Here is a 23030-nt window from a genome sequence, read left to right on the forward strand (position 1 = left end):
CAGGTCACCCGCCCGCACCCGCTGCCGTGCGCGCCACCCGCGCCCGTGTCACCGTGATGTTGTGCTGACCGTGCTGCTGGCGGTGCTCGCCGCCGTCGCGAATGCCGCGGGTGCCGTCCTGCAGCGGGCCGGGGCGCGGCAGCAGCAGGGCAGCGACCTGGACGTCGGCGCGCTCAAGGGGCTCGTCAGGACCCCGGTGTGGGTCGCGGGCGTCGTCGTCATGCTCACCGGGCTCGTGTTGCAGGCGGCGGCGCTCGCGACCGGGCCGATCGTCCTGATCCAGCCGATCATGGTGTCCGAGCTGGCGGTCACGCTCGTCCTGGCGGGGCTGGTCTTCCGCACCCGCCTCGGGGTCCGGGACTGGGTCGCCGCGGTCGGGATGGCCGCCTCCGTCGGGCTGCTGCTGTTCGCGCTCGCCCCGGGCGGTGGGGACCCCCGGGGTGTCTCCGCGCTGGAGTGGCTGCTCGGCTGCGCCGTGACGATCACCTGTGTGGCCGTGCTGTTCGTGGCGGGCAAGCGGGACGAGACCACCCACAGCGCGGCGTTCCTCGGCGCCGCGGCTGGGCTGTGGTTCGGGTTCACCGCGGTCCTCATGGCCGGGGTGACCGCGGCGCTCACGGCGGGCGGCGTGCCGGGGTTGTTCAAGGCCTGGCAGACCTACGCGATGCTCGTCGCAGGCCCGGCCGGGTTCTTCCTGCTGCAGACAGCACTGCGGGCCGGGCGGCTCGTCGCCGCCCAGCCCGGGCTCGTCCTGGCCAACCCGCTCGTCGCGCTGGGCTGGGGTCTGCTGGTGTTCGGAGAGCACGTCCGCGGCGGGCCGTGGATCGCGCTGGAACTGGTGGCCGCCGGCGGTCTGGCCGGGTGCACCGTGCTGCTGGCCGGGTCGCCGCTGCTGCGCGACGAGGACCCGGCCCCGCAGCCCGCCTGACTCACACCCCGGCCGGGACGCGCTCCACCCGCTCGGCCGCGCGGCGGCGCAGCAGGCCGCTCAACGCGAACCGGCCCGGCCCGGCGACCGCGATCAGCAGGAAGACCCACGCGTACAGGGCCGCGGTCTCGCCCATGTTCTGCAGCGGCAGCAGGGCCAGCGGCTGGTGCACGGTGAAGTAAGCGTAGGCCATCGCGCCGGAGCAGATCAGCGCCGCGCCCCGGGCGCCGAGGCCGAGCAGCACCAGCACCCCACCTGCCAGCTCGATGACGCTCGCCCACCAGGCCGGCCATACCCCGAGCGGCGCGGCGCCGCCCTGACCGTCGATACCACCGAACGCGCCGAACCCCTGCAGCCCGTGGAAGGCGAACAACAGTCCGGCCACGATACGGACGACGCCCAGGACGACGGGGGTGAGGTGGGTCTGCGAAACCGGAATGCGAGCCATGATCGATCCTTCCTCCGAGGTTGCTGTCACCAACACGTCGAAGGAACCCGAGCCGGATCGACAACTCGCCCGGTTATTTTTCCGGCGAGGTCACCAATGCTGCGGCGGCGGGCCGTAACCCGGCGGCGGCGCCTGGTACGTGCCCGGCTGCTGCGGCGGGCGCTTGCCCCACTCGCACCAGCGGCCGGTGAGCGGCACCAGCGCCAGGACGAGCGTCGCGATCGCGGGCGACAGCGCGACCAGCAGGCCGCCGAATCCACCGCCGATGGCGGTGGCGCTGTCGAGGTCCCTGGTGAACCGGTCGTCCGAGGACAGCACGACCAGCGCGACCAGACCCTGCGCGATGTGCAGCGCGCAGGGTGCGGCGACCAGCCAGCGGCCCGCCGGCTTGCGCAGGAACAGCAGGATCGCGCCGGGCAGCAGGGTGACGAACTCGAGCAGGTACACCGTGCCCTGGAAGATCACCAGCCACTTGAGGTCCTCGACCACGTCGTCGACGACGCCGAAGTTCATGATCCCGATGACGACGCCCCACAGGGCGCCGAGGATGGCCAACACCCCGGCAGTGATCGCGGTGCCACCACTGGGCGGTTGCTGGAGGGAGTACTGGTCGCCGGGGTAGGGCGGGGGCGCGGCCGGGTACTGGCCCGGCTGGGGCGGGTACGTCATGGGAACCTTCCGATCGGACTTGACCGGCGTGATCCAAACAGACGGGCCGCCCGCGCGTCGTGGAAGTGACCGATTCGCGACCCGGATCACCGGTGCGAGTGAGGTGCCCAGGAGTACGGGCCGCGGCGCGCACCACCTCGCGACGGCGGGCTGGATCCGCACGAACACGATCGCGAAGTCGCCTCAGCAGCCACCGCCCGGACAACACCTAAGATCACCCGGTGGCCCAGACCGAGCAGCAGCAGGCGTTCTTCACCGCCGACGGCGACGAGCTGGCGCCGGCTCCGGTGGCGCGCAGCTGGTGGAACCCGGCGATGATCCACGGCCGCCTGCTGGGCGGGCTCGCCGCGCGGGCGCTGGAACGCGAGCAAGCGGCGCCGGGCCTGCACTTCAGCAGGCTGACCGTGGACCTCTTCCGCAACGCGCCGCTCGCCCCGGTCCGCGTCGAAACCGCGCTCGTGCGCGACGGGCGCCGCATCCGGGTCGCGGACGCACTGGTGCACGGCGCGAACGGGCTCGTCGCCCGCGCGACGGCGGTGTTGCTGCGCAGCGGCGAGCAGCCCGCCGCGCCCGTCCCGGCCACCCCGGCCTGGGACGCGCCGCCGCCCGAGGAGCTGTGGGAGCCGCGGGAGCAGGGCTGGGCGATCTGGCGGTTCGACGAGCACAACCAGCCGCTGCGCACCGGCCGCGGCACGGCGCGGCGCCGGGCGTGGCTGCGCGAGTCGCGGGAACTGGTCGCGGGCGAGGCGCTGTCGCCGTTCGTGCGGGCCGCGCTGGCCGCCGACACCGCGAGCCCGCTCGCCCACGCCGGCGCCGAGAGCCTGGACTTCATCAACGCCGACTACACGTTGTCGCTGAGCCGGTTGCCGCTGTCGGACGCCATCGGACTGGAGTCGTCGGGTCACCTCAGCGAGGACGGGATCGCCGTCGGGCACTGCACCCTGCACGACACCGCCGGGCCGATCGGGTTCTGCCTCACCACGGCGGTCGCGAACCCGGGCCGCAAGGGCTGACGGGCCCGTTTGGGCGGCCGACCGGCGGGAATCCGACCGGATCACCGATGGGAGGCTCCCATGAAGGGCAACGCGAACAACCAGCCGGAGTCGGCGCCGGGCATCCCGGAGTCCGATCCGCCGCAAGGCGGGCCGAACGCCGACAACGACACGCCCAACCCAGCCGACCTCGCGCCCGGTTTCGGCGGCACGTCCCGCACCCGGCCGCTGAGCACCGAGGAGGAGGACCAGGCCGGCAACGGCTCCTGACCCCGGCCTGATCGAGCCCGCCGCCGGAGCCGCCGACTCGGCGGCATGAGCGAAGAGTTTCGCCGGTCACTGGACCGGGGGCCTCCCGCTCCGCGGCGGCGTGCCGGTGCCAAGATGACGATCTTGGGGGACGTGGCAGGGGCCGCGTCGTGACTGGGGGACACGATGGCGGCGCTCGGCCACGCACGGCTCACCCACGCGCACCTGCGCTGGATCGCCCGCGCCGCCGCCGCGGTCGTCCTCCTCAGCACGGTCGGCTGGGTGCTCGTCTTCCAGGGCTTCCTCGACCTGCACGTCTACCGCACCGGCGGTTTCGCCTGGCGGACCGGCATCGCGCTGTACGAGCCGGGCTTCGCGGCTCTCGTGCCGGGCATGCCGCTGCCCTTCACCTACCCGCCGTTCGCCGCGATCCTGTTCGCGCCCGTCGAGCTCCTGCCGTGGCACGTGGCCAAGTTCGCGATCAGCCTCGCGTCCGCGGCCGCCCTCGCGGTCACCACCACGATCACCGCCCGGCGCCTGGTCGCCGACAGCGCCGCCGCGGACGCCCTCGGCATGTCGGTGGCCGCCCTGTGGGCGCTTTTCGAGCCGGCCCGGCAGACCATCGGGTTCGGCCAGATCAACCTGATCCTGATGGCCCTGGTCACCGCCGACTGCCTGCTCCCCCGCACCCGCTGGCCCCGCGGTCTCCTGGTCGGCGTGGCCGCGGCGGTCAAGCTCACCCCGGCCGTCTTCGTGCTGCTGTTCCTCCTCCGCGGCCGTTACCGGGCCGCCGCCACCGCGGTCGCGTCCTTCGCCGCCTGCGGCCTCGCCGCGCTGCTGCTCGCGCCGCGCGACTCCGCGCAGTACTGGCTGCACACCCTCTTCGACCCGGCACGCATCGGCGGTCTCGCGTACGCCTTCAACCAGAACATCCAGGCCGTCCTGGTCCGCCTGCTGCCCGCGAACACCCTGCTGTGGGCCGTGCTCGCGGCCGCGGTGATGGCACTGGCCGCGACCGCCGCGCGCCGCGCCCGCGGCGACGTCACCGCTCTGCTCGCCGTCGCCGCGGGCGGGCTCATCGCCTCGCCGGTGAGCTGGTCGCACCACTGGGTCTGGGTCCTGCCCACCGCCGTGGCGGTGCTGGTCCGCGCCCCGCGGTGGACCCCGGTGCTGCTGGTCTTCGCCGTCGGGCCGCACTCGTGGCTGCCGCAGACCCACGACCTCGAGATGCACTGGAGGTGGTGGCAGCACCTGCTGGGGTCGTCCTACGTGCTGGCGACCATGGCCGCGCTGTATAGATCGTTATACGTCGGGAATTCGACATCCGCCTCGATCGTTGAACAACACGGCCGCCGGTTTCGCCCGTCCCGATCTGGCGACACCGGCGGCCCTGGTACCGGCACCGCCCGCCCGGTAGCGTCCGGGGAGTCCGAGGACGTGATCAACACGGTGAGGTGAGACGGTGCCGTCCCTGCTCGTCGCGAACCGGGGCGAGATCGCCGTCCGGATCCTGGGAACCGCCGCGGGCCTGGGCTTCCGCACCGTCGCCGTGTACCCGGCGGACGACACCGACTGCGCTCACGTCACCCGCGCCGACCACGCGGAACGCCTCGACGGCAGCTACCTCGACGCGGCCGCGATCGTGGCCGCCGCGCAGCGCACCGGCTGCGAGTTCCTGCACCCCGGCTACGGTTTCCTGTCCGAAAGCCCCGAACTCTCCCGCCGCTGCGCCGCGGCCGGCATCCGCTTCGCCGGACCGTCCCCGGAAGCCCTCGAACTGTTCGGCGACAAGACCCGGGCCCGCGCACGCGCCCGCGAGCTGGGCATCCCCGTCCTCCCGGGCACCGACGGCCCCACCGACGCGGCCACGGCCGAGGCGTTCTTCGCCGAGCACGGCGCCGTGATGGTCAAGGCACTGGCCGGTGGCGGCGGACGCGGAATGCGGCCGGTGACCGACGCCGCCGACCTGCCCGCCGCACTGCGCCGGTGCGCCTCCGAGGCCGCGGCCGCGTTCGGCGACGGATCGGTCTACCTCGAACGCCTCCTCCCCCGCGCCCGCCACATCGAGGTGCAGATCGCCGCCGACCGCGAGACGGTGCTCGCGCTCGGCGACCGCGACTGCAGCCTCCAGCGCCGGCGCCAAAAGCTCGTCGAAATCGCGCCCGCGGCACTTCCCGAGCCCCTGCGAAAGCGTTTGCACGCGGCCGCCACCGCGCTCATCGGGTCCACTGTGTACCGCGGCCTGGCCACTGTGGAGTTCCTGGTCGACGGCCGCGAGTTCGTGTTCCTGGAGGTGAACCCGCGACTCCAGGTCGAGCACACCGTGACCGAGGAGGTCACCGGGCTCGACCTGGTCGAGATCGGGCTCCGCATCGCCGCCGGCGAACCGCTGGACCGCACCGTCCCCGAGCCGCGCGGGGTGGCGATTCAGGCCCGCGTCAACACCGAAACGGTGCGACCGGACGGCACCGTGCTGCCCTGCGGCGGCACGCTCACCACGTTCCAGCCGCCCACCGGGCGCGGCGTCCGTGTGGACACCCACGGCTACCAGGGCCACGCGGGCAACCCGCGCTACGACTCGTTGCTGGCCAAGGTGATCGTCACCGGCCCCGACCTCGCCGCGGCCGCCGCCCTCGCCCGCCGCGCGCTCGGCGAGTTCGCCATCGCCGGCCCGCCGACGAACCTCGCCCTGCTCCGGGCGCTCCTGGCCGAGCCGCTCGACGCCGCCGACACGACCTTCGTGGACCGCCGCCTGCCGGACCTGGTGGACGAGATCGCCGGACCGGCCGCCGCGGCCGGCACGGTCACCGCGCCACAACAGGGTGTCGTGGTGCAGGTGTGCGTGGCGGAGGGCGAGACCGTGACGGCCGGTGCGGAACTCGTCGTGCTCGAAGCGATGAAGATGGAGCACGTGATCACCGCCGAGCGAGGTGGCGTCGTGCTCGGTGTCGCGGTCAAACCCGGCGACGCGGTGAGCGCCGGGGCGGTCCTGGTGACGCTACGGGAGAACGGCGACACCACCGCGGCCGGTGAGGTGACCGAGGCCGACCTCGACCACGTGCGGCCGGACCTCGCGGAAACCCTGGCGCGGCACGAGATCGGCCTGGACGCCGCCCGCCCGGACGCGGTGCGCAAGCGCCACTCCACCGGACATCGGACCGCGCGTGAAAACGTCGAGGACCTGTGCGACCCCGGCAGCTTCACCGAGTACGGCGCTCTCGCGATCGCCGCGCAGCGCCGCCGCCGGGACCTCGGTGACCTGATCCGCCGCACCCCGGCCGACGGCATGGTCACCGGCACCGGGACGGTCGGCGGCCGTCCGGTCGTGGTGCTGGCCTACGACTACACCGTCCTGGCCGGCACCCAGGGTGTGCACAACCACCGCAAGACCGACCGGATGCTGCGGATCGCGTGCGACCGGAAGCTGCCGGTGGTGCTGTTCGCCGAGGGCGGCGGAGGCCGGCCGGGCGACACCGACACCTCCGCGGTCGCCCAGCTGGACGTGCCGACGTTCCGGATGGCCGCCCAGCTGGCCGGTGAGGTGCCGACGGTCGCGATCGTCTCCGGCTACTGCTTCGCCGGGAACGCGGCGCTCGCCGGGGTGTGTGACGTGGTCATCGCGACCGAGGGCAGCTCGCTGGGCATGGGCGGCCCGGCGATGATCGAGGGCGGCGGGCTCGGTGCCGTCGCGCCAGGGGAGGTCGGGCCGATGCCGGTGCAGTACGCCAACGGGGTCGTCGACGTGCTGGTCGCCGACGAGGCCGAAGCGGTGGACGTCGCCCGGCGTTACCTGTCCTACTTCGCCGGTCCGGCGGAGGCGGGCGAGCCGCACGACCAGCGCCGGTTGCGGCACCTGGTCCCGGAGAACCGCGTCCGCGTCTACGACGTGCGGCCGGTTCTGTCCACAGTGGCCGATCCGGGCAGCCTGCTGGAGCTGCGGTCCGGGTTCGGCGCCGGGGTGATCACCGCGCTGGCCAGGATCGGCGGGATCCCGGTCGGCGTCCTGGCGAACAATCCGGGCCACCTGGGTGGCGCGATCGACGGCCACGCCGCCGACAAGGCCACCCGGTTCGTGAACCTGTGCCGCGCGCATTCGCTGCCGGTGGTGTCCTTCGTGGACACTCCCGGGTTCATGGTGGGCCCGGAGGCGGAGAAGACCGCGACGGTGCGCCGGTTCGGCGACCTGTTCGTCGCCGGGGCGAGGCTGACCGCGCCGCTGGTCGCGGTGGTGCTGCGCAAGGCCTACGGCCTGGGCGCGATGGCGATGACGGGCGGTTCGCTGCACGCGCCCGCGCTGACCGTGGCGTGGCCGACCGGCGAGTTCGGCGGCATGGGCCTGGAAGGCGCGGTGCGGCTGGGTTTCCGCAAGGAGCTGGAGTCGATCGCCGATCCGGAGGCCCGCCACGCCCGCTACACCGAGCTGGTCGCCGAGTACTACGAGCGCGGCAAGGCCCTGAGCACGGCGACGGTGTTCGAGATCGACGACGTGATCGACCCGGCGGACACGCGCGCCCGCATCGTCCACACCCTCACCGCCACCGCCTGAGCACAGACCTCACCCCCACGCACGCAGAACTCGCCCCCACGAACGCAGAACTCGCGCCGCCGCGAGTCCCACGCTCAGCCACGCGAGTTCTGCGCTCGGCTGCGTGAGTTCTGCGCTCGGCTGGGTGAGTTCTGCATTTGCCTGCGTGAGTTCGGCACTCGCGACCGCTCACTTCGCCGTCATGCTCTTCGCGACGTTGCGCGGCCGCGCCGCCTCCCGCGCGAGTACCCGCGTGAAACGGTAGGCCAGCCGGGCCGGCGGCTCACCAGCGGTCGTGCACCTGCGCGCGGATCCGCCGGTCGTACAGCTCCCGCACCGCCTCCAGGGTCGACGGCGGCAGCGGCTCCAGCTCGGCGGCCGCCGAGTTGGCCCGCGCCTGCTCCGGGGACCGCGCGCCCGGGATGACCGACGTCACGCCCGGCTGCTGGATGATCCACCGCAGCGCCGTCTGCGCGGGCGTCGCGCGAGCAGGGGCCAGCGACGCGAACTCCGCGGCCGCCTCGACGCCCGTCGCGTAGTCCACGCCGCTGAACGTCTCGCCCTGGTCGAACGCCTCGCCGTGCCGGTTGAATGTGCGGTGGTCGTCCGCGGCGAACACCGTCTCCTTCGTGTACCGGCCGGACAGCAGGCCGGACGCGAGCGGCACCCGCGCGATGATCCCGACCCCCGCCTCGGCCGCGGCGGGCAGCACGCGTTCGAGCGGCTTGAGCCGGAACGGGTTGAGGATGATCTGCACGCTCGCAGTGCCCGGCCGGGCGATCGCGGTCAGCGCCTCGTCGCAGGTCTCCACGCTCACCCCGTACGCGGCGATCCGCTTCTCCGCCACCAGCGCGTCCAGCGCGTCGTACACCGCGTCCCGCGAGTACACCGGCGTCGGCGGGCAGTGCAGCTGCGCCAGGTCGAGCGTGTCCACCCCGAGGTTGGCCCGCGACCGGTCGGTCCAGGCCCGGAAGTTGTCCAGCGTGTACTCGGCCGGGTCGAGCGGCGCACGGCGGCCCATCTTGGTCGCCACGAACACGTCCGGGTGCTCCCGCAGGAACCGCCCGATTATCTGCTCGCTGCGCCCGTCGCCGTAGACGTCCGCGGTGTCGAAGAACGTGACACCGGCCTCGGCCGCGGCCGACAGCACCGCGAGCGCCTGCTCCTCGCCGACCTCACCCCAGTCCGCGCCCAGCTGCCACGTGCCGAGCCCGACCACCGACACCGCGCGGCCGGTCCGGCCGAGTACCCGTTGCTCCATGCCGCCGATAGTAGGCGCCCCCACCGACAGTTCCGCGGCCGCGCGCAAACCGCCCGCGAGATCACAAAACCCCCACACGAGCGCACTTAAGCTGGACCGGGTGACCACCACCCCGGCCCTCACCCGCGCCCCGCGGATCCTCGCCCTGGCCTGCCTCACCGCGATCGCCGGGGGCGCCGCGCTCGTGCTGCTGCTGCAGTTCCTCCCGCCCACCGACCAGATCAGCCCGGTGCACCGCACGATCAGCGAGTACGCGCTGAGCGCCAACAAGTGGATCTTCGACGTCGCGGTCCTGCTGATCGCGGTCGGCTCTGCGGTGCTGTTCGCCGCGCACGTGCTGATGCGCGCGCTGCCGGTGCGTTCGGCCGCGGTCGTGCTGGGTGCACTGTGGACGGTGAGCCTGCTGGTGGTCGTCGCGCTCCCCAAGACCGACTGGTCCGTCGGGCCGAGCCTGGGCGGCGTCGTGCACCGCTACGCCAGCGTCGTGGGGTTCGTGTGCCTGCCGGTCGGGCTGCTGTTCGCCGCGCGCCGGATCTTCCCGGACTCGCCGGGGTGGCGCTGGGCGGCGCGGGCGCTGGCGATCGTCTCATTGGCGTGGTTCGGGCTCATCCTCGGCGCGGTGGGCTACATGCTGGCCGGCGGGGGCCCGTGGTGGCGCACGATCCCGCTGGGCCTGGTGGAACGCCTGCTCGCGGCCACCGAACTGCTCGCGCTCGCCACACTGGCCGTCCCGTTACTACGATCGAACCGAGCCGAAGTGACCCAGGTCACTTAGGCGCTCCGGGCCGGAGGCGAGTAGCTTTCTAAGCGCTCGCTTACCGACGCGCTCAACGACGAGGAGGAGTTCCCGTGACCGAGTCCCACTCCCGGGTCGCCATCGTGACCGGCGCCGGCCGAGGCATCGGCGCCGCAGTCGCGCGCAAGCTGGCCGTGGACGGTTTCGCCGTCGCACTGCTGGACCTCAACGAGGAGTCCGTGAAGCAGGGCGCAGAGGACATCGTCGCGGCCGGCGGCAAGGCCATCGGGGTCGCGCTCGACGTCAGCAACACCGAGCAGGTCGAGGCCGCCGTCGCCCGCGTCGCCGAGGAGCTGGGCGCGCCGACCGTGCTGGTCAACAACGCCGGCATCACCCGGGATAACCTGATCTTCAAGATGACCGACGAGGACTGGGACTCGGTCATGAACGTGCACCTCAAGGGATCGTTCCTGATGACCCGCGCGGTCCAGAAGCACATGACCGAGCAGCGCTGGGGCCGGATCGTGAACCTGTCCAGCACCTCGGCGCTGGGCAACCGCGGCCAGGTCAACTACTCCGCGGCCAAGGCCGGCATGCAGGGCTTCACCAAGACGCTGGCCATCGAGCTGGGCAAGTTCGGCGTCACCGCCAACGCGATCGCGCCGGGCTTCATCGAGACCGACATGACCGCGGCGACCGCCGAGCGGCTGGGCGTGCCGTTCGAGGACTTCAAGGCCTTCGCCGCCAAGGAGATCCCGGTGCAGCGCGTCGGCAAGCCCGAGGACATCGCCAACACCGTGTCGTTCCTGGTCAGCGAGGGCGCGGGCTTCGTCTCCGGCCAGGTCATCTACGTCGCCGGCGGACCGAAGGACTGAGCATGCGCGTCTTCAACGGACTGGACGAGTTCACCGCCGCGGTCGGCGAGCAGCTCGGCGCCAGCGACTGGCACACCGTCACCCAGGAGCAGGTCAACACGTTCGCCGACGCCACCGGTGACCACCAGTGGATCCACGTCGACGTCGAGAAGGCCAAGCAGGGCCCGTTCGGCGCGCCGATCGCGCACGGCTTCCTGACGCTGTCGGTCCTGCCGCTGCTCTCGGCCGCCACCTACCGCGTCGACGGGCTGAAGATGGGGATCAACTACGGCCTGAACAAGGTCCGGTTCCCGCAGCCGGTCAAGGTCGGCTCGAAGATCCGCGGGGTCGCCGAGCTGGCCGAGGTCACCGACGTGCCCGGCGGCAAGCAGGTGGTGACCCGGTGGACGATCGAGATCGACGGCGAAGCCAAGCCGGCGTGCGTGGCCGAGTGGGTCACGCGCCTGATCGCCTGACGCGCGAGCCCGCCTCCGGGCGGGCTTCCGCTACGGCGGGGACATACCGACTGGTCGGTATACCATCTGGACAAGGAGGCCCAGTGACCCAGCAGGACCTGCCCGGACTCGACCTCGCACGGCTGCGGGACTACCTGGACGAGCACTCCCCCGGGCTGGTCGGCGGCCCGCTGACCGGTGAGGTGGTGCAGGGCGGCCGCTCGAACCTGACCTACATCGTCGGCGACGGCACGAGCCGCTGGGTGGTCCGCAGGCCGCCGCTGGGGCACGTCCTGCCCACCGCGCACGACATGGCCCGCGAGCACCGCGTGATCAGCGCGCTCGCGGACACGCCCGTGCCGGTGCCGCGCACGGTCACGCTGTGCCAGGACGCCGACGTGCTCGGCGCGCCGTTCTACGTGATGGAGTTCGTGCCGGGCACGCCCTACCGCGCCGCGAGCGAGCTGGAGGCGCTCGGGCCGGAGCGCACGAAGGCGATCGCCGAATCGCTCATGGACACCCTGGTGGACCTGCACGCGGTCGACCCGTCCGCAGTGGGGCTGGGCGACTTCGGCCGCCCGGAGGGGTTCCTGGAGCGGCAGGTGGGCCGCTGGAAGAAGCAGCTGGACGCCTCGCGCAGCCGGGACCTGCCGGGGATCGACGACCTGCACGACCAGCTGGCCCGCGCCATCCCGGCGTCCGGGCCCGCGGCCGTGGTGCACGGCGACTACCGGCTGGACAACGTGCTGGTCGACGAGACCGACCGCATCACCGCGGTGCTGGACTGGGAGATGTCCACGCTCGGCGACCCGCTGACCGATCTGGCCCTGCTGGTGGCCTACGCCGAGCGCGGCAAGGTCAATTTGGAGATCGTGTCCAACGTCAGCACCGCGCCCGGCTATCCGGGCACGGACAAGATGATCGCCCGCTACGCGGCCCGGTCCGGGCGGGACGTCTCGGCGCTGGACTGGTACGTCGGGTTCGCGTTCTTCAAGCTAGCGGTGATCCTGGAAGGCATCTACTACCGGTTCAGTCAGGGCAAGACCGTCGGCGCCGGATTCGACCAGATCGGCGCCGCGGTGGTCCCGCTCGTCACCCTCGGCCTCGACACCCTCAAGGACTGATCATGGATTTCACGTTCGACGCCAAGACCGAGGAGCTGCGGATGAGGCTTCTCGAGTTCATGGACTCCCACATCTACCCCGCCGAGCCGGTCTACGAGGAGCAGCTGGCCGAGCGCGAGAACGAGTGGACCTTCCCGCCGGTCGTCGAGGACCTCAAGGCCGAGGCACGCAAGCGGGGCCTGTGGAACTTCTTCCTGCCGGGCGAGCACGGCGCGGGGCTGACGAACCTGCAGTACGCGCCGCTGGCCGAGATCACCGGCCGCAGCCCGCACCTGGCGCCGGTCGCGCTGAACTGCTCGGCGCCGGACACCGGGAACATGGAAGTGCTCGCGATGTTCGGCACCGAGCAGCAGCGCAAGCAGTGGCTGCAGCCGTTGCTGGACGGTGAGATCCGCTCGGCGTTCGCGATGACCGAGCCGGACGTGGCGTCCTCGGACGCGCGCAACATCGGCACCAGCATCCGCCGCGACGGCGACTCCTACGTGATCACCGGCCGCAAGTTCTACATCACCGGCGCGATGAACCCGAACTGCAAGATCTTCATCGTGATGGGCAAGACCGACCCGGACGCCGAGCCGCACCGGCAGCAGAGCCAGATCCTGGTGCCGCGGGACACGCCGGGCGTGCACGTCAAGCGCGGCATGAACGTGTTCGGCTACACCGACGGCTCGCACGGCGGGCACGCCGAGGTGGTCTTCGACGAGGCGCGGGTGCCCGCGGACAACCTGATCGGCGAGGAGGGCGACGGGTTCGCCATCGCGCAGGCCCGCCTCGGCCCCGGCCGGATCCACCACTGCATGCGCTCGATCGGCATCGCCGAGCGGGCCATCGAGATGATGTGCCGCCGCACGCTGGGCCGGTCCACGTTCGGCAAGCCGATCGCCGAGCAGGGCGTGGTGCAGGACTGGATCGCCGAGTCCCGGGTGAAGGTCGAGCAGCTGCGGCTGCTGGTGCTCAAGACCGCGTGGCTGATGGACACCGTCGGCAACCGCGGCGCGCACACCGAGATCCAGGCGATCAAGATCGCCACCCCGAAGACCGTGGAGTGGATCCTGGACAAGGCGATCCAGGCGCACGGCGCGGGCGGGCTGTCGCAGGACTACCCGCTGGCCGAGATGTGGGCGGGGATCCGCACGCTCCGCTTCGCCGACGGACCGGACGAGGTCCACAAGCGCTCGCTCGCCCACCGCGAGCTGAAGAAGTACCGATCGGAGGCCCGATGAGCACGCTGACCGCCGACGACCTGCGCGCGCGGGTGGGCGAGTTGCTCGCCGCCCACCCGCCGGCGAGCACGGACCGGCTGGAGTTCCTGCGGGCGCGGTTCGACGCCGGGCTGGCCTGGGTGCACTACCCGGCCGGCCTCGGTGGCCTGGACGCGCCGCGTGAGCTGCAGAACGTCGTCGAAGCCGAGCTGGCGAAGGCCGGCGCGCCGGACAACAACCCGCGCCGCATCGGCATCGGGCTGGGCATGGCGGCGCCGACCATCCTGCGGTTCGGCACCGAGGAGCAGAAGCAGCGCTACCTGCGTCCACTGTGGACCGGCGAGGAGGTGTGGTGCCAGCTGTTCAGCGAGCCGGGCGCCGGATCGGACCTCGCGGCGCTGGGCACCCGCGCGGTGCGCGACGGGGACGAGTGGGTGGTCAACGGGCAGAAGGTGTGGACGTCGGTCGCGCACATCGCCCGCTTCGCCATCCTGGTCACCCGAACGAATCCGGACGTGCCCAAGCACCAGGGCATGACGTACTTCATCTGCGACATGACCGATCCCGGTGTCGAGGTGCGGCCGCTGCGGCAGCTCACCGGTGAGGCCGAATTCAACGAGGTGTTCCTGTCCGGGGTGCGGATCCCGGACGCGAACCGGCTCGGCGCGGTCGGCGAGGGCTGGAAGGTCGCGCAGACGACGCTGATGAACGAGCGCGTGGCGATCGGTGGCAACGCGATCCCGCGCGAGGGCGGCCTGATCGGGATGGTGTCGCAGACCTGGCGGGACCGTCCGGAGCTGCGGACGCCGGAGCTGCACGACCGGTTGCTGAAGCTGTGGGTGCAGGCCGAGGCGGCGCGGCTGGCCGGCACGCGGTTGCGCCAGCAGCTGGCCGTGGGCGCGCCGGGGCCGGAGGGCTCGGCGATGAAGCTGGCGTTCGCGAACCTGCAGCAGGCGCTGACCGGGCTGGAGATCGAACTGTCCGGTGAGGACGGTCTGCGCTACGACGACTGGACGTTGCGCAGGCCGGAGAAGGTCGACATGCTCGGCCGCGGGCCCGGGTACCGCTACCTGCGGGCGAAGGGGAACTCGATCGAGGGCGGCACCTCCGAGGTGCTGCGCAACATCATCTCCGAACGCGTCCTCGGGCTGCCGTCCGAGCCGCGAGTGGACAAGGACGTCGCGTGGAAGGACCTGCCGCGGTGAGCGATCTGCTGTACTCCGAGGTCGAGGAGGACCTCCGGGCGAGTGTCCGTGACCTGCTGACCGACCGGGCCGGGTTCACGTCCGTGCTGGCGCGCACCGAAAGCGCCGAACCGTACGACCTGAAGCTGTGGCGCACGCTGGCCGCGGACCTCGGGCTGGCCGGGCTGGCGGTGCCGGAGGAGATGGGCGGGCAGGGCGCGTCGTACCGCGAGGTGGCGGTCGTGCTGGAGGAGCTCGGGCGGTCGGTGGCGCCGGTACCGTTCCTGGGCAGCGCGGTGCTGGCGACGGCGGCGCTGCTGGCGGCCGGTGACACCGAGCTGTTGCCGCGGCTGGCGGGCGGTGAGCTGATCGGGGCGCTGGCGGTGCCGCTGACGACCGCGCCGGACGCGGGTTTCCCGGATGGCGTGTCGGCCAACACCGAAGGCGCGCTGAGCGGTTCGGTGCGGACGGTGGCGGACGCGTCGGTGGCGGACGTGCTGATCGTGCCCGCGGTGGGCCCGGACGGCCCGGGGCTGTACGCGGTGGAAAAGGCCGGCGCGACGGTCACCGAAGTGGTGTCGCTGGATTTGACGCGCCGGCTGGCGGACGTGTCGTTCGACAACGCGTCGTCGCGGTTGCTGACGGGTCCTTCGGGCGCGGAGCCGGCGCTGCGGCAGGCGTTGCTGGTGGGCGCCGGGTTGCTGGCGTCGGAGCAGGTCGGGGTCGCGCAGTGGTGTCTCGATGAGACGGTCGCGTACCTGAAGCAGCGCTACCAGTTCGGGCGGCCGGTGGGTTCGTTCCAGGCACTGAAGCACCGCTTGGCGGACCTGTACCTGGAAATCGTGTCGGCCCGCGCGACGGCGCGCTATGCGGCGGACACGCTGGCTACGGGTGATTCCGATGTGCCGGTCGCGGTGGCGGTGGCGCAGTCGACGTGCTCGGCGGTCGCGCTGCACACCGCCGAGGAGTCGGTGCAGCTGCACGGTGGCATCGGGATGACCTGGGAGCACCCGGCGCACCTGTACCTCAAGCGCGCCAAGAGCAGCGAGCTGGCGCTCGGCACGCCGGGGCGGCACCGTGCTGCGTTGGCGGGGTTGGTGAATCTGCCGCCCGCGTGAGTTGCGGGGTTTGCTGCGGGGAGGCCGGCGCCTTGGTGCGCCGGCCTCTCTTCTTGCCCGAAGCCGGGCGTGGCAAGGTCAAGGCCGCAGGGAATCGACCAGCAGATCGGCGTAGTGCGTGCCGACCTCCTGCGCGCTCAGCCGCCCGTCGCTGCGGTACCAGACCGCCAGGTGGTGCACCGAGCCGAAGAAGAAGTCCACCACGATGTCCGCCGGTTTGTCCGTCCGGAACACGCCGTCGCGCTGGCCCTCTTCGATCAGCGAACGGAACAGCACGTGGTAGCGCCGCCGGTCGGCGCGCACCGCTTTGCGCTTCGACGGGCTGAGCTGGTGCATGGACTGGAAAAAGATCGTCGTGTCGTCGAGGTTGTCGATGCTGCTCACGACCACATCCGAAGCAGCCGCGTGCAGGCGCGCGCTCACCGGCTCGCCGCTGGCCACGACCTTCTCCAGCTGCTCGGTCTGCAGCCGCAGGACGCGGCCGTAGATCTCGTGTAGCAGGTCGTCCTTCGAGCCGAAGTAGTGGTACATCGCGCCCTTGGTGACGCCGGCCGCGGCGACGATCTCCTGCACGGAGGTGCGGTCGAACCCCCGCTCGGCGAACAACCGGGTCGCCGCCGAGAGCAGCCTCGCCGGCACCGGCTCCTCGCTCATCCGCACGTCCTTCCTCGACCGGCACAGCATATCCGCGGCTCCGGTCGCACATGCCAAAGTGCGACCGGAGCCGACCGTCACTCGCCCAGCGCGGACTCCACCTTGCGCTGCAGCTTGTTCATCCCGCCCAGCCACCGGTCCGTCTGTGTCGCGCGGGTGGCGTAGTACTCGGCGACCTCGGGGTGCGGCAGGATCAGGAACCGGTCGTCCGCGAAGGCCTCCATCACCGTGTCGGCCACCTGGTCCGGCTCGATCGCCGAGGCACCCATGATCAGCTGCCCGCCGACGCCCGTCGCGGCCAGCATGTTCGTCCGCACCCCCTGCGGGCAGATCGCCTGGACCGTGACGCCCTGGTGCCGGTACGTCGCCGACAACCACTCGGCGAACGCCAGCGCGCCGTGCTTGGTGACCGAGTACGGCGCGGACCCCAGGCTGGTCAGCAGCCCGGCCGCGGACACCGTCGCGAGGAACCGGCCCCGCCCGCGCTCCAGCCACCCGGGCAACAACAGGTGAGCCGCCCGCACGTGGGCCATCACGTTGACGTCCCACGCCCGCGCCCACACCTCCTCGGGCACCTCCGGCCCGCCGTGCGGGGCGATCCCGGCGTTGGCGCAGAACAGGTCGATCGCGCCCAGCTCCGCCGACGCCCGCTGGATCAGCGCCGCCACCCCGTCGACCCCGGCCGCGTCGCCGGCGACCGCGACCCCGCCGACCTCCGCGGCCACCGCCTCGGCGGCCGGGCCGTCCAGGTCGGCCACCACGATCCGCGCGCCCGCCGCGGCGAACCGGCGCGCCAGCGCCGCCCCGATCCCGCCGCCACCGCCGGTGATGACGACCCCGGCGCCGTCCAGTTCGAAGCTCACAGCCCGCCTCCCAGGGTCACGCCGCCGTCGAGGACCACGGTCTGCCCGGTGAGCCACCCGGCCTCGTCGGACAGCAGGAACGCCACCGCGCCCGCGATGTCCTCCGGCACACCGAGCCGCTTCATCGGGTACGCCGCGGACACCTCCTCCTCGCGGCCTTCGTACAGCGCGGTGGCGAACTTCGTCTTCACCACGGCCGGGGCGACCGCGTTGACCCGGATCTTCGGCCCCAGCTCGACCGCCAGCTCCTGGGTCAGCCGGATTACGGCCGCCTTGCTCACGCCGTACATGCCGATCCCCGGCGAGGCACGCAGCCCGGCGATGGAGGCGACGTTGACGACCGAGCCGCCGTGCTCGCCCATCCACGCGTCGCGCGCGTGGCGCATCCAGGCCAGCGGCGCGAGCACGTTGACGGCGAGGATCTTCGCGGCGGCCGCGGGGTCGATGTCCAGCACCGGGCCGTAGACCGGGTTGATTCCGGTGTTGTTGACCAGCATGTCCAGCCGCCCGAAGGTCTCGACCGTCTTCGCGACCGCCTCCTCCTGGTGCGCCGCGTCGTCGGCCTTGCCGGGCACCGCGATCGCCACGCCCGGCCCGCCCAGCTCGTTCACCGCGTCGGCGAGCGGCTCGGGCTTGCGGGCGGTGATGCACACCCGCGCGCCGCGCTGCACCAGCTCGCGGGCGATGCCGAGGCCGATGCCCCGGCTCGCCCCGGTGACGATCGCGACGCGGTCCTTGAACGAGTTCACCATCGGGCTCCTGTCTCCTGTCCACCTTGACTAAGCGCTCGCTTACAATGGGAACGGCCGGACCGCCGTGTCAAGTCTCCCGCCAGGCGGTTCCTTACTGGGAGGATTCCGCCATGACGATCTCGCTGTCCGCCGAACTCTGGCCGGAAGTGCAGCCGGACGCGGCACGGCGGCTGATGCTGGCCGGTGTCGAGTCCTTCGCCCGCCGCGGCTACCACGCGACCACGACACGAGACATCGCGAGCGCGGCAGGCATGAGCCCGGCGGCGCTGTACGTGCACTTCCCGTCGAAGGCCGCGCTGCTGTTCGCGATCAGCAAGAGCGGGCACCAGCAGACGCTCGACCTGGTCGAGGACGTCGCCAAGCGCGCCGACGAGCCGAGGGAGCGGATGCGCCGCATCGTCGCCGACTTCGTGGCCTGGCACGCGCGGCGGCACACCGTGGCACGCGTCGTGCAGTACGAGCTGCAGGCGCTGCCCGAGCAGGAGTACCAGGTGGTGGCCGACCTGCGGCGCCGCATCGAGCACCTCGTGCGCGGCGTGATCGAGGACGGCGTCGCGCAGGGGCAGTTCGTGGTCGCCGACGTCAAGACCGCCGCGCGAGCGGTCCTGTCGCTCGGCGTCGACGTGGCGCGCTGGTACAGCGAGCGCACCGGGAAGACGCCCAAGGCGCTCGGCCGCGAGTACGCGGACCTCACCCTGCGCATGCTCGGCGCGCAACCCTGACAGCGACGGTGCCACGACGGCCACCGTACCCCACATACTAAGCGGTCGGTAACGTCGGCGCAGCGCACCTCCTCCCGGGTGGCCTCCGCGACCACAGCACTTGCCGGCCGCGAGCCTGACGGTGGGCGCGCTTCCTCGCTACCGTCACGGCATGAGCGAAATCCGCCCGTTCCACCTCGACGTCCCGCAGTCCCAGCTCGACGACCTGCACGCGCGCATCGACCTGACCCGCTGGCCCGACGAGCTGCCGGGCGTGGGCTGGAGCTACGGCATCCCGCTCGGCTACGTCCAGGAACTGACCCGGTACTGGCGCACGAGCTACGACTGGCGCGCGCACGAGAAGCTGCTCAACGAGCTGGGCCAGTTCACCACGGAGATCGACGGCCAGCGCATCTACTTCCTGCACGTCCGCGCGGCCGACGACGACGCGCTGCCGCTGATCCTCACGCACGGCTGGCCCGGCTCGGTCGTGGAGTTCCTGCCGGTGCTCGAGGCGCTGTCGGCGCGGCACCACCTGGTCATCCCGGCCATCCCCGGCTACGGCTTCTCCGGCCCGACCACCGACACCGGCTGGGACGTGCCGCGCATCGCCCGCGCGTTCGCCGAGCTGATGCGCCGCCTCGGCTACGACCGCTACGGCGCGCAGGGCGGCGACTGGGGCTCGGTGATCTCGCGTCAGCTGGGGGTCGACGACGCCGCCCACGTCGCCGGGGTGCACGTCAACATGCTCGGCACCGCCCCCTCCGGCAACCCCGCCGAGCTGGACGAGCTGTCGCTGGCCGACAAGGAGCGGCTGGGACGGCGCGAGCGCTATCAGCGCGAGCTGTCCGGCTACATGAAACTCCAGTCGACGCGCCCGCAGACCCTGGCCTACGCGCTGCACGACTCCCCCGTCGGCCAGCTCGCCTGGATCGTCGAGCGGTTCCAGGAGTGGACCGATTCGAACGGCACCCCGGAGGACGCCGTCGACCGGGACCTGATGCTGACCAACGTGATGATCTACTGGCTGACCGGAACGGCCGGGTCGTCGGCGCGGCTGTACCGCGAGTCGGCCCGCAGCTGGGGCAGGCAACCCGGGCTCGACGTGCCGATGGGCGTCGCGGTGTTCCCGCACGACATCGTGCTTCCCGTACGCCGCCTCGCCGAGCGCGACAACAACATCGTGCGCTGGACGGAGTTCGACCGGGGCGGGCACTTCGCGGCGATGGAGGAACCCGACCTCTTCGCCGAAGACGTCCTGGCGTTCTTCGCTTCACTCTAGAGTGAGCGCATGCTGAAACCCGATCCCGGCCGGCTGCTCGCCGTCGCCCGCGAAGAGGCTCTGCTCGGCAAGTCCGAGGGTGGGGTGCCGATCGGCGCGGCGTTGTTCACTGTGGACGGTGAGCTGCTCGGCCGGGGCCACAACCGGCGGGTCCAGGACGACGACCCGTCGATGCACGCCGAAACCGCGGCCTTCCGCAACGCGGGCAGGCGCCCGCACTACCGCGACACGGTGATGGTGACCACCCTCTCCCCCTGCTGGTATTGCAGCGGCCTGGTGCGGCAGTTCAGCATCTCTCACGTGGTGATCGGCGAGGCCCGCACCTTCTCCGGTGGCCACGACTGGCTGGCCGGGCTGGGTGTCGGCATCACGATCCTCGACGACCCCGCGTGCGTCACGCTGATGACGGAGTTCATCGAAGAGCGCCCGGATCTGTGGTTCGAGGACATTGGGGTCGAAACTTCCTGAGGAGCTGCCATGTCACCGTCCGTTCCGCTGATCGATCTGACGTCCTGGTTCGACGGGACCGGCCGCGAACGGGTGGCCGACGAGGTGGACCGCGCGCTGCGGGAGTCCGGCTTCCTGCTGATCACCGGGCACGGTGTGCCGGACGAGGTGCGCGCGCGGGCGCGGGAGTTCTTCGCGCTGCCCGCCGAGGTGAAGCGGCGGTACGCGGTGACGGTCGGCGGGCACGGCTGGCTGCCGCCGGGGGGTGGAGGCCAACGGGTACGCCGAGGGCGCCGAAACCCCGCCGGACCTCAAGGAGTCCTACTCGGCAGGCGCGGACGCCGCGGTCGGCGTGCCGGAGGTCGACGAGTTCTGGTTCCAGCCCAACGTGTGGCCGTCGGAGGTCCCGGAGTTCGCGGCCGCGTCACGCGCGTATATGACGCGGATGCGGGAGCTGTCGGACGAGCTGCTGACGGTGTTCGCGGCCGCGCTCGGCCTGGCGCCGGACCACTTCACCCGGCACACCGGGCACCCGACCTACACGTTCAACATCAACTGGTACCCGGCGCTGAACCGGGTCGGCGCGCCGGAGCCGGGGCAGTTCCGGATCGGGCCGCACACCGACTTCGGCACGGTGACGGTGCTGGACCGGCAGGCCCGGGTCGGCGGGCTGCAGGTCCGCACCAGTGACGGCGAGTGGGTGGACGCGCCGTTCGACCCGGCGGCGTTCACGGTGAACATCGGGGGCCTGATGGCCCGCTGGACGGGCGACCGGTGGCGCTCGACGCGGCACCGGGTGCTGCCGCCGTCGGCGGACGCGCCGGACGAGGACCTGGTGTCGCTCATCTTCTTCTACGAGACCGACCACGACGCGCGGATCGCCTCGCTCGCGCCGCCGCTGGGCCGCACGGCGTACCCGGAGGTCGTGGCGTCGGAGTACCTGCCCGGCAAGCTCGACGCGATCACCGTGGCCCCCTGACCCGAGCCCCCTGACCCCGGCGGGGCCAGGGGGGGGCGCCACGACGTCAGTTGCGGCCGTACTCCCCGCCGCAGTCACAGCAGTTGCCGCAGTTGCAGTTGCCCGGCTTCTCCATGGTGGTGTCCCTTCCGGTCGGAGGTGGTTCGCCGTCCTGGTCGCCGGGCGGTCCGGGATAGTTCCGCCGTTCACCCGATGGTGCAACACGGACGCAACATCGACTGCCTACGGTGCTGCCATGGCGACCACGACAGGGCGGCACACGGGCGAATACGGCGAAAAAGTCGTCGCGGTCGAACCGGGCGGCGTCGAACCGGTGGCGGCAGCCGACCGGCACGGCAGGCCGCGGCAGCTGTTCTGGACCTGGGCCTCGCCCAACCTGGAGTTCGCCACGATCTTCGTCGGCGTGCTGGCGGTGTCGGCGTTCGGGCTGAGTTTCGCACAGGCGGTCATCGCGGTCGCGATCGGCAACGGGCTGGGCGCGGTGTCGCACGGCGTGCTGTCGGCGCGCGGGCCGCGGTTCGGGGTGCCACAGATGGTGTTGAGCCGCCTGCCGTTCGGGTACCGCGGCAACGCGGTGCCCGCCGCGTTGATGTCGGTGACGGCGGGAATCGGCTGGTTCGCGGTCAACAGCGTCAGCGGGGCGTTCGCGCTGAACACGCTGACCGGGATGCCGGTGCTGTTGTGTCTGGTGATCGTGGTGGTGCTGCAGATCGGTATCGCGTTCTTCGGGCACAACCTGGTGCAGGCCTACGAACGCTGGATCTTCGGGGTGCTGGCGGTGGTGTTCGCGATCGGGGCGGTGGTCACGTTCGCGCAGGCGTCGCCGGGCGCGGTCGGCGGAACCGGCGGGGTGGGCGGGTTCCTGCTGACGGTGGGCGCGGCGTTCGGGTACACCGCGGGCTGGAACCCCTACGCGGCGGACTACACGCGGTACCTGCCGGAATCGGTGAGCGGCCGGGCGGTCGGCTGGGCCGCGGGCAGCGGCTTGTTCGTGGCGACGACGGTGCTGACGGCGACGGGCGCGGCGTCGGCCACGCTGGGCGGCGGGGACGGCAGCCCGACGGAGGCATTCACCGGGCACATGCCGGGGTGGCTGTCCGCGCTGACGCTGCTGGCGATCGCGCTCGGGGCGGTGGCCGCGAACGCGCTGACCGTCTACTCCGGAGCGCTCGCGTTCCTCACGCTGGGTGTGGAGCTGCCGCTCGCGTGGCGGCGGGCGATGGTGGCGGTCGCGTTCGGCGTCGTCGGGTTCGTGCTGGCGTGGCTGGGGCTCGCCGACGCCGGGACGGCCTACGAGCACTTCCTGCTGGTGATCGCGTACTGGGTGAGCCCGTGGCTGGGTGTCGTGTTCGCCGATCAGCTGATGCGGCGCGGGCGGGCCGGGCTGGCGCGCCTGCTGCCGGACACCGCGCGGTGGGGCTGGCAGGGGCTGGCGGCGTTCCTGGTCGCGGCGGTGGTGTCGATCGCGTTGTTCGCGAACCAGACGCTGTACGCCGGCCCGGTGCCGCGGGCGGTGCCGGAGGTGGGCGACGTGACGTGCTTCGTCGGGTTCGCGCTGGCGGCCGGGTTGTACGCGGCGGTGGGCCGCCGCTGGGTGCGGGGCTGAG

23 protein-coding genes and 1 pseudogene are annotated in these 23030 nt (G+C 72.2%); 18 read left to right on the forward strand and 6 right to left on the reverse strand.

Annotation, left to right across the window (positions count from 1 at the left end):
* Nucleotides 1–61: 61 nt before the first annotated feature.
* Entirely contained in the window at nt 62–928 is an 867-nt protein-coding gene (locus AMETH_RS20085) for a DMT family transporter (protein WP_017982943.1), read from the forward strand.
* Between the two features lies 1 nt (nt 929).
* Here AMETH_RS20085 and AMETH_RS20090 read toward each other — a convergent pair whose 3' ends face one another.
* A complete protein-coding gene (locus AMETH_RS20090; RefSeq protein WP_017982944.1) occupies nt 930–1376 on the reverse strand; it encodes a DoxX family protein in 447 nt (148 codons plus the stop codon).
* Nucleotides 1377–1466: 90 nt separating this feature from the next.
* Nucleotides 1467–2045 carry a hypothetical protein gene (locus tag AMETH_RS20095; protein ID WP_017982945.1) on the reverse strand — a complete coding sequence of 193 codons (579 nt, stop codon included), beginning with the start codon at nt 2043–2045 and terminating at the stop codon, nt 1467–1469.
* A 221-nt stretch (nt 2046–2266) separates the two neighbouring features.
* On the opposite strand from AMETH_RS20095, the gene AMETH_RS20100 reads away from it, so the two are divergent.
* From AMETH_RS20100 to AMETH_RS20115, 4 genes are all read left to right on the forward strand, one after another.
* Nucleotides 2267–3058, forward strand: a complete 792-nt coding sequence (locus tag AMETH_RS20100) for an acyl-CoA thioesterase domain-containing protein (RefSeq protein ID WP_017982946.1) — start codon at nt 2267–2269, stop codon at nt 3056–3058.
* Between the two features lie 60 nt (nt 3059–3118).
* On the forward strand, nt 3119–3307 hold the full coding sequence (locus AMETH_RS20105) for a hypothetical protein (RefSeq protein WP_017982947.1): 189 nt from the start codon (nt 3119–3121) through the stop codon (nt 3305–3307).
* Between the two features lie 165 nt (nt 3308–3472).
* A complete protein-coding gene (locus AMETH_RS20110) occupies nt 3473–4744 on the forward strand; it encodes a glycosyltransferase 87 family protein (RefSeq protein ID WP_017982948.1) in 1272 nt (423 codons plus the stop codon).
* A gap of 4 nt (nt 4745–4748) precedes the next feature.
* Nucleotides 4749–7832: an acetyl-CoA carboxylase family protein gene (locus tag AMETH_RS20115; protein WP_017982949.1), complete on the forward strand. Its 3084-nt coding sequence runs from the start codon at nt 4749–4751 to the stop codon at nt 7830–7832.
* A 262-nt stretch (nt 7833–8094) separates the two neighbouring features.
* Here the strand turns inward: AMETH_RS20115 and AMETH_RS20120 are convergent, their stop codons facing one another.
* A complete protein-coding gene (locus AMETH_RS20120) occupies nt 8095–9072 on the reverse strand; it encodes an aldo/keto reductase (RefSeq protein WP_017982950.1) in 978 nt (325 codons plus the stop codon).
* A 100-nt stretch (nt 9073–9172) separates the two neighbouring features.
* Here AMETH_RS20120 and AMETH_RS20125 point away from each other — a divergent pair, with 100 nt between their 5' ends.
* From AMETH_RS20125 to AMETH_RS20155, 7 genes are all read left to right on the forward strand, one after another.
* Nucleotides 9173–9847, forward strand: a complete 675-nt coding sequence (locus AMETH_RS20125) for a DUF998 domain-containing protein (RefSeq protein WP_017982951.1) — start codon at nt 9173–9175, stop codon at nt 9845–9847.
* 74 nt (nt 9848–9921) lie between these two features.
* Entirely contained in the window at nt 9922–10683 is a 762-nt protein-coding gene (locus tag AMETH_RS20130; protein ID WP_017982952.1) for a beta-ketoacyl-ACP reductase, read from the forward strand.
* 2 nt (nt 10684–10685) lie between these two features.
* Nucleotides 10686–11138, forward strand: a complete 453-nt coding sequence (locus AMETH_RS20135; protein ID WP_017982953.1) for a MaoC family dehydratase — start codon at nt 10686–10688, stop codon at nt 11136–11138.
* 83 nt (nt 11139–11221) lie between these two features.
* Entirely contained in the window at nt 11222–12241 is a 1020-nt protein-coding gene (locus tag AMETH_RS20140; protein WP_017982954.1) for a phosphotransferase family protein, read from the forward strand.
* A 2-nt stretch (nt 12242–12243) separates the two neighbouring features.
* Nucleotides 12244–13464 carry an acyl-CoA dehydrogenase family protein gene (locus tag AMETH_RS20145; protein WP_017982955.1) on the forward strand — a complete coding sequence of 407 codons (1221 nt, stop codon included), beginning with the start codon at nt 12244–12246 and terminating at the stop codon, nt 13462–13464.
* A complete protein-coding gene (locus AMETH_RS20150) occupies nt 13461–14648 on the forward strand; it encodes an acyl-CoA dehydrogenase family protein (protein ID WP_017982956.1) in 1188 nt (395 codons plus the stop codon). The genes AMETH_RS20145 and AMETH_RS20150 overlap by 4 nt, the downstream gene beginning before the upstream one ends.
* Nucleotides 14645–15745, forward strand: a complete 1101-nt coding sequence (locus AMETH_RS20155) for an acyl-CoA dehydrogenase family protein (RefSeq protein ID WP_017982957.1) — start codon at nt 14645–14647, stop codon at nt 15743–15745. The genes AMETH_RS20150 and AMETH_RS20155 overlap by 4 nt, the downstream gene beginning before the upstream one ends.
* 78 nt (nt 15746–15823) lie before the next feature.
* On the opposite strand, the gene AMETH_RS20160 is transcribed toward AMETH_RS20155, so the two are convergent.
* The 3 genes from AMETH_RS20160 to AMETH_RS20170 form a co-directional block, all read right to left on the reverse strand.
* Nucleotides 15824–16399, reverse strand: a complete 576-nt coding sequence (locus AMETH_RS20160) for a TetR/AcrR family transcriptional regulator (RefSeq protein ID WP_017982958.1) — start codon at nt 16397–16399, stop codon at nt 15824–15826.
* 77 nt (nt 16400–16476) lie between these two features.
* Nucleotides 16477–17262 carry an SDR family NAD(P)-dependent oxidoreductase gene (locus AMETH_RS20165; RefSeq protein ID WP_017982959.1) on the reverse strand — a complete coding sequence of 262 codons (786 nt, stop codon included), beginning with the start codon at nt 17260–17262 and terminating at the stop codon, nt 16477–16479.
* Entirely contained in the window at nt 17259–18014 is a 756-nt protein-coding gene (locus tag AMETH_RS20170; RefSeq protein ID WP_017982960.1) for an SDR family oxidoreductase, read from the reverse strand. The genes AMETH_RS20165 and AMETH_RS20170 overlap by 4 nt, the downstream gene beginning before the upstream one ends.
* A gap of 110 nt (nt 18015–18124) precedes the next feature.
* Between AMETH_RS20170 and AMETH_RS20175 the strand changes: the two genes are divergently transcribed.
* The 6 genes and pseudogenes from AMETH_RS20175 to AMETH_RS20195 all read left to right on the forward strand — a co-directional run bounded on the left by AMETH_RS20175 (nt 18125) and on the right by AMETH_RS20195 (nt 23029).
* Entirely contained in the window at nt 18125–18736 is a 612-nt protein-coding gene (locus AMETH_RS20175) for a TetR/AcrR family transcriptional regulator (protein WP_017982961.1), read from the forward strand.
* 151 nt (nt 18737–18887) lie between these two features.
* Nucleotides 18888–19997, forward strand: a complete 1110-nt coding sequence (locus AMETH_RS20180; RefSeq protein WP_017982962.1) for an epoxide hydrolase family protein — start codon at nt 18888–18890, stop codon at nt 19995–19997.
* A gap of 9 nt (nt 19998–20006) precedes the next feature.
* The gene (locus tag AMETH_RS20185; RefSeq protein WP_017982963.1) at nt 20007–20465 is read left to right on the forward strand and encodes a nucleoside deaminase; all 459 of its coding nucleotides are present in this window, start codon (nt 20007–20009) and stop codon (nt 20463–20465) included.
* A gap of 9 nt (nt 20466–20474) precedes the next feature.
* Nucleotides 20475–20633 (forward strand): annotated as a pseudogene (locus AMETH_RS40530) (2-oxoglutarate and iron-dependent oxygenase domain-containing protein); the annotation flags it as partial.
* A gap of 76 nt (nt 20634–20709) precedes the next feature.
* Nucleotides 20710–21423 (forward strand): isopenicillin N synthase family dioxygenase, encoded by a 714-nt coding sequence (locus AMETH_RS20190; RefSeq protein ID WP_017982964.1) that lies wholly within the window; start codon nt 20710–20712, stop codon nt 21421–21423.
* Nucleotides 21424–21658: 235 nt separating this feature from the next.
* Nucleotides 21659–23029, forward strand: coding sequence for a purine-cytosine permease family protein (locus AMETH_RS20195; RefSeq protein WP_017982965.1), 1371 nt, complete (start codon nt 21659–21661; stop codon nt 23027–23029).
* The last annotated feature ends 1 nt before the right edge of the window (nt 23030 follow it).

This window comes from Amycolatopsis methanolica 239 (assembly GCF_000739085.1).
Lineage (GTDB): Bacteria > Actinomycetota > Actinomycetes > Mycobacteriales > Pseudonocardiaceae > Amycolatopsis_E > Amycolatopsis_E methanolica.

Coding starts and splice junctions, on each gene's coding strand:
- AMETH_RS20090 (WP_017982944.1), bottom strand. CDS start 1,376: ATGGCTCGCATTCCGGTTTCGCAGACCCACCTCACCCCCGTCGTCCTG.
- AMETH_RS20095 (WP_017982945.1), bottom strand. CDS start 2,045: ATGACGTACCCGCCCCAGCCGGGCCAGTACCCGGCCGCGCCCCCGCCC.
- AMETH_RS20105 (WP_017982947.1), top strand. CDS start 3,119: ATGAAGGGCAACGCGAACAACCAGCCGGAGTCGGCGCCGGGCATCCCG.
- AMETH_RS20110 (WP_017982948.1), top strand. CDS start 3,473: ATGGCGGCGCTCGGCCACGCACGGCTCACCCACGCGCACCTGCGCTGG.
- AMETH_RS20120 (WP_017982950.1), bottom strand. CDS start 9,072: ATGGAGCAACGGGTACTCGGCCGGACCGGCCGCGCGGTGTCGGTGGTC.
- AMETH_RS20135 (WP_017982953.1), top strand. CDS start 10,686: ATGCGCGTCTTCAACGGACTGGACGAGTTCACCGCCGCGGTCGGCGAG.
- AMETH_RS20145 (WP_017982955.1), top strand. CDS start 12,244: ATGGATTTCACGTTCGACGCCAAGACCGAGGAGCTGCGGATGAGGCTT.
- AMETH_RS20150 (WP_017982956.1), top strand. CDS start 13,461: ATGAGCACGCTGACCGCCGACGACCTGCGCGCGCGGGTGGGCGAGTTG.
- AMETH_RS20160 (WP_017982958.1), bottom strand. CDS start 16,399: ATGAGCGAGGAGCCGGTGCCGGCGAGGCTGCTCTCGGCGGCGACCCGG.
- AMETH_RS20170 (WP_017982960.1), bottom strand. CDS start 18,014: ATGGTGAACTCGTTCAAGGACCGCGTCGCGATCGTCACCGGGGCGAGC.
- AMETH_RS20175 (WP_017982961.1), top strand. CDS start 18,125: ATGACGATCTCGCTGTCCGCCGAACTCTGGCCGGAAGTGCAGCCGGAC.
- AMETH_RS20180 (WP_017982962.1), top strand. CDS start 18,888: ATGAGCGAAATCCGCCCGTTCCACCTCGACGTCCCGCAGTCCCAGCTC.
- AMETH_RS20185 (WP_017982963.1), top strand. CDS start 20,007: ATGCTGAAACCCGATCCCGGCCGGCTGCTCGCCGTCGCCCGCGAAGAG.
- AMETH_RS20195 (WP_017982965.1), top strand. CDS start 21,659: ATGGCGACCACGACAGGGCGGCACACGGGCGAATACGGCGAAAAAGTC.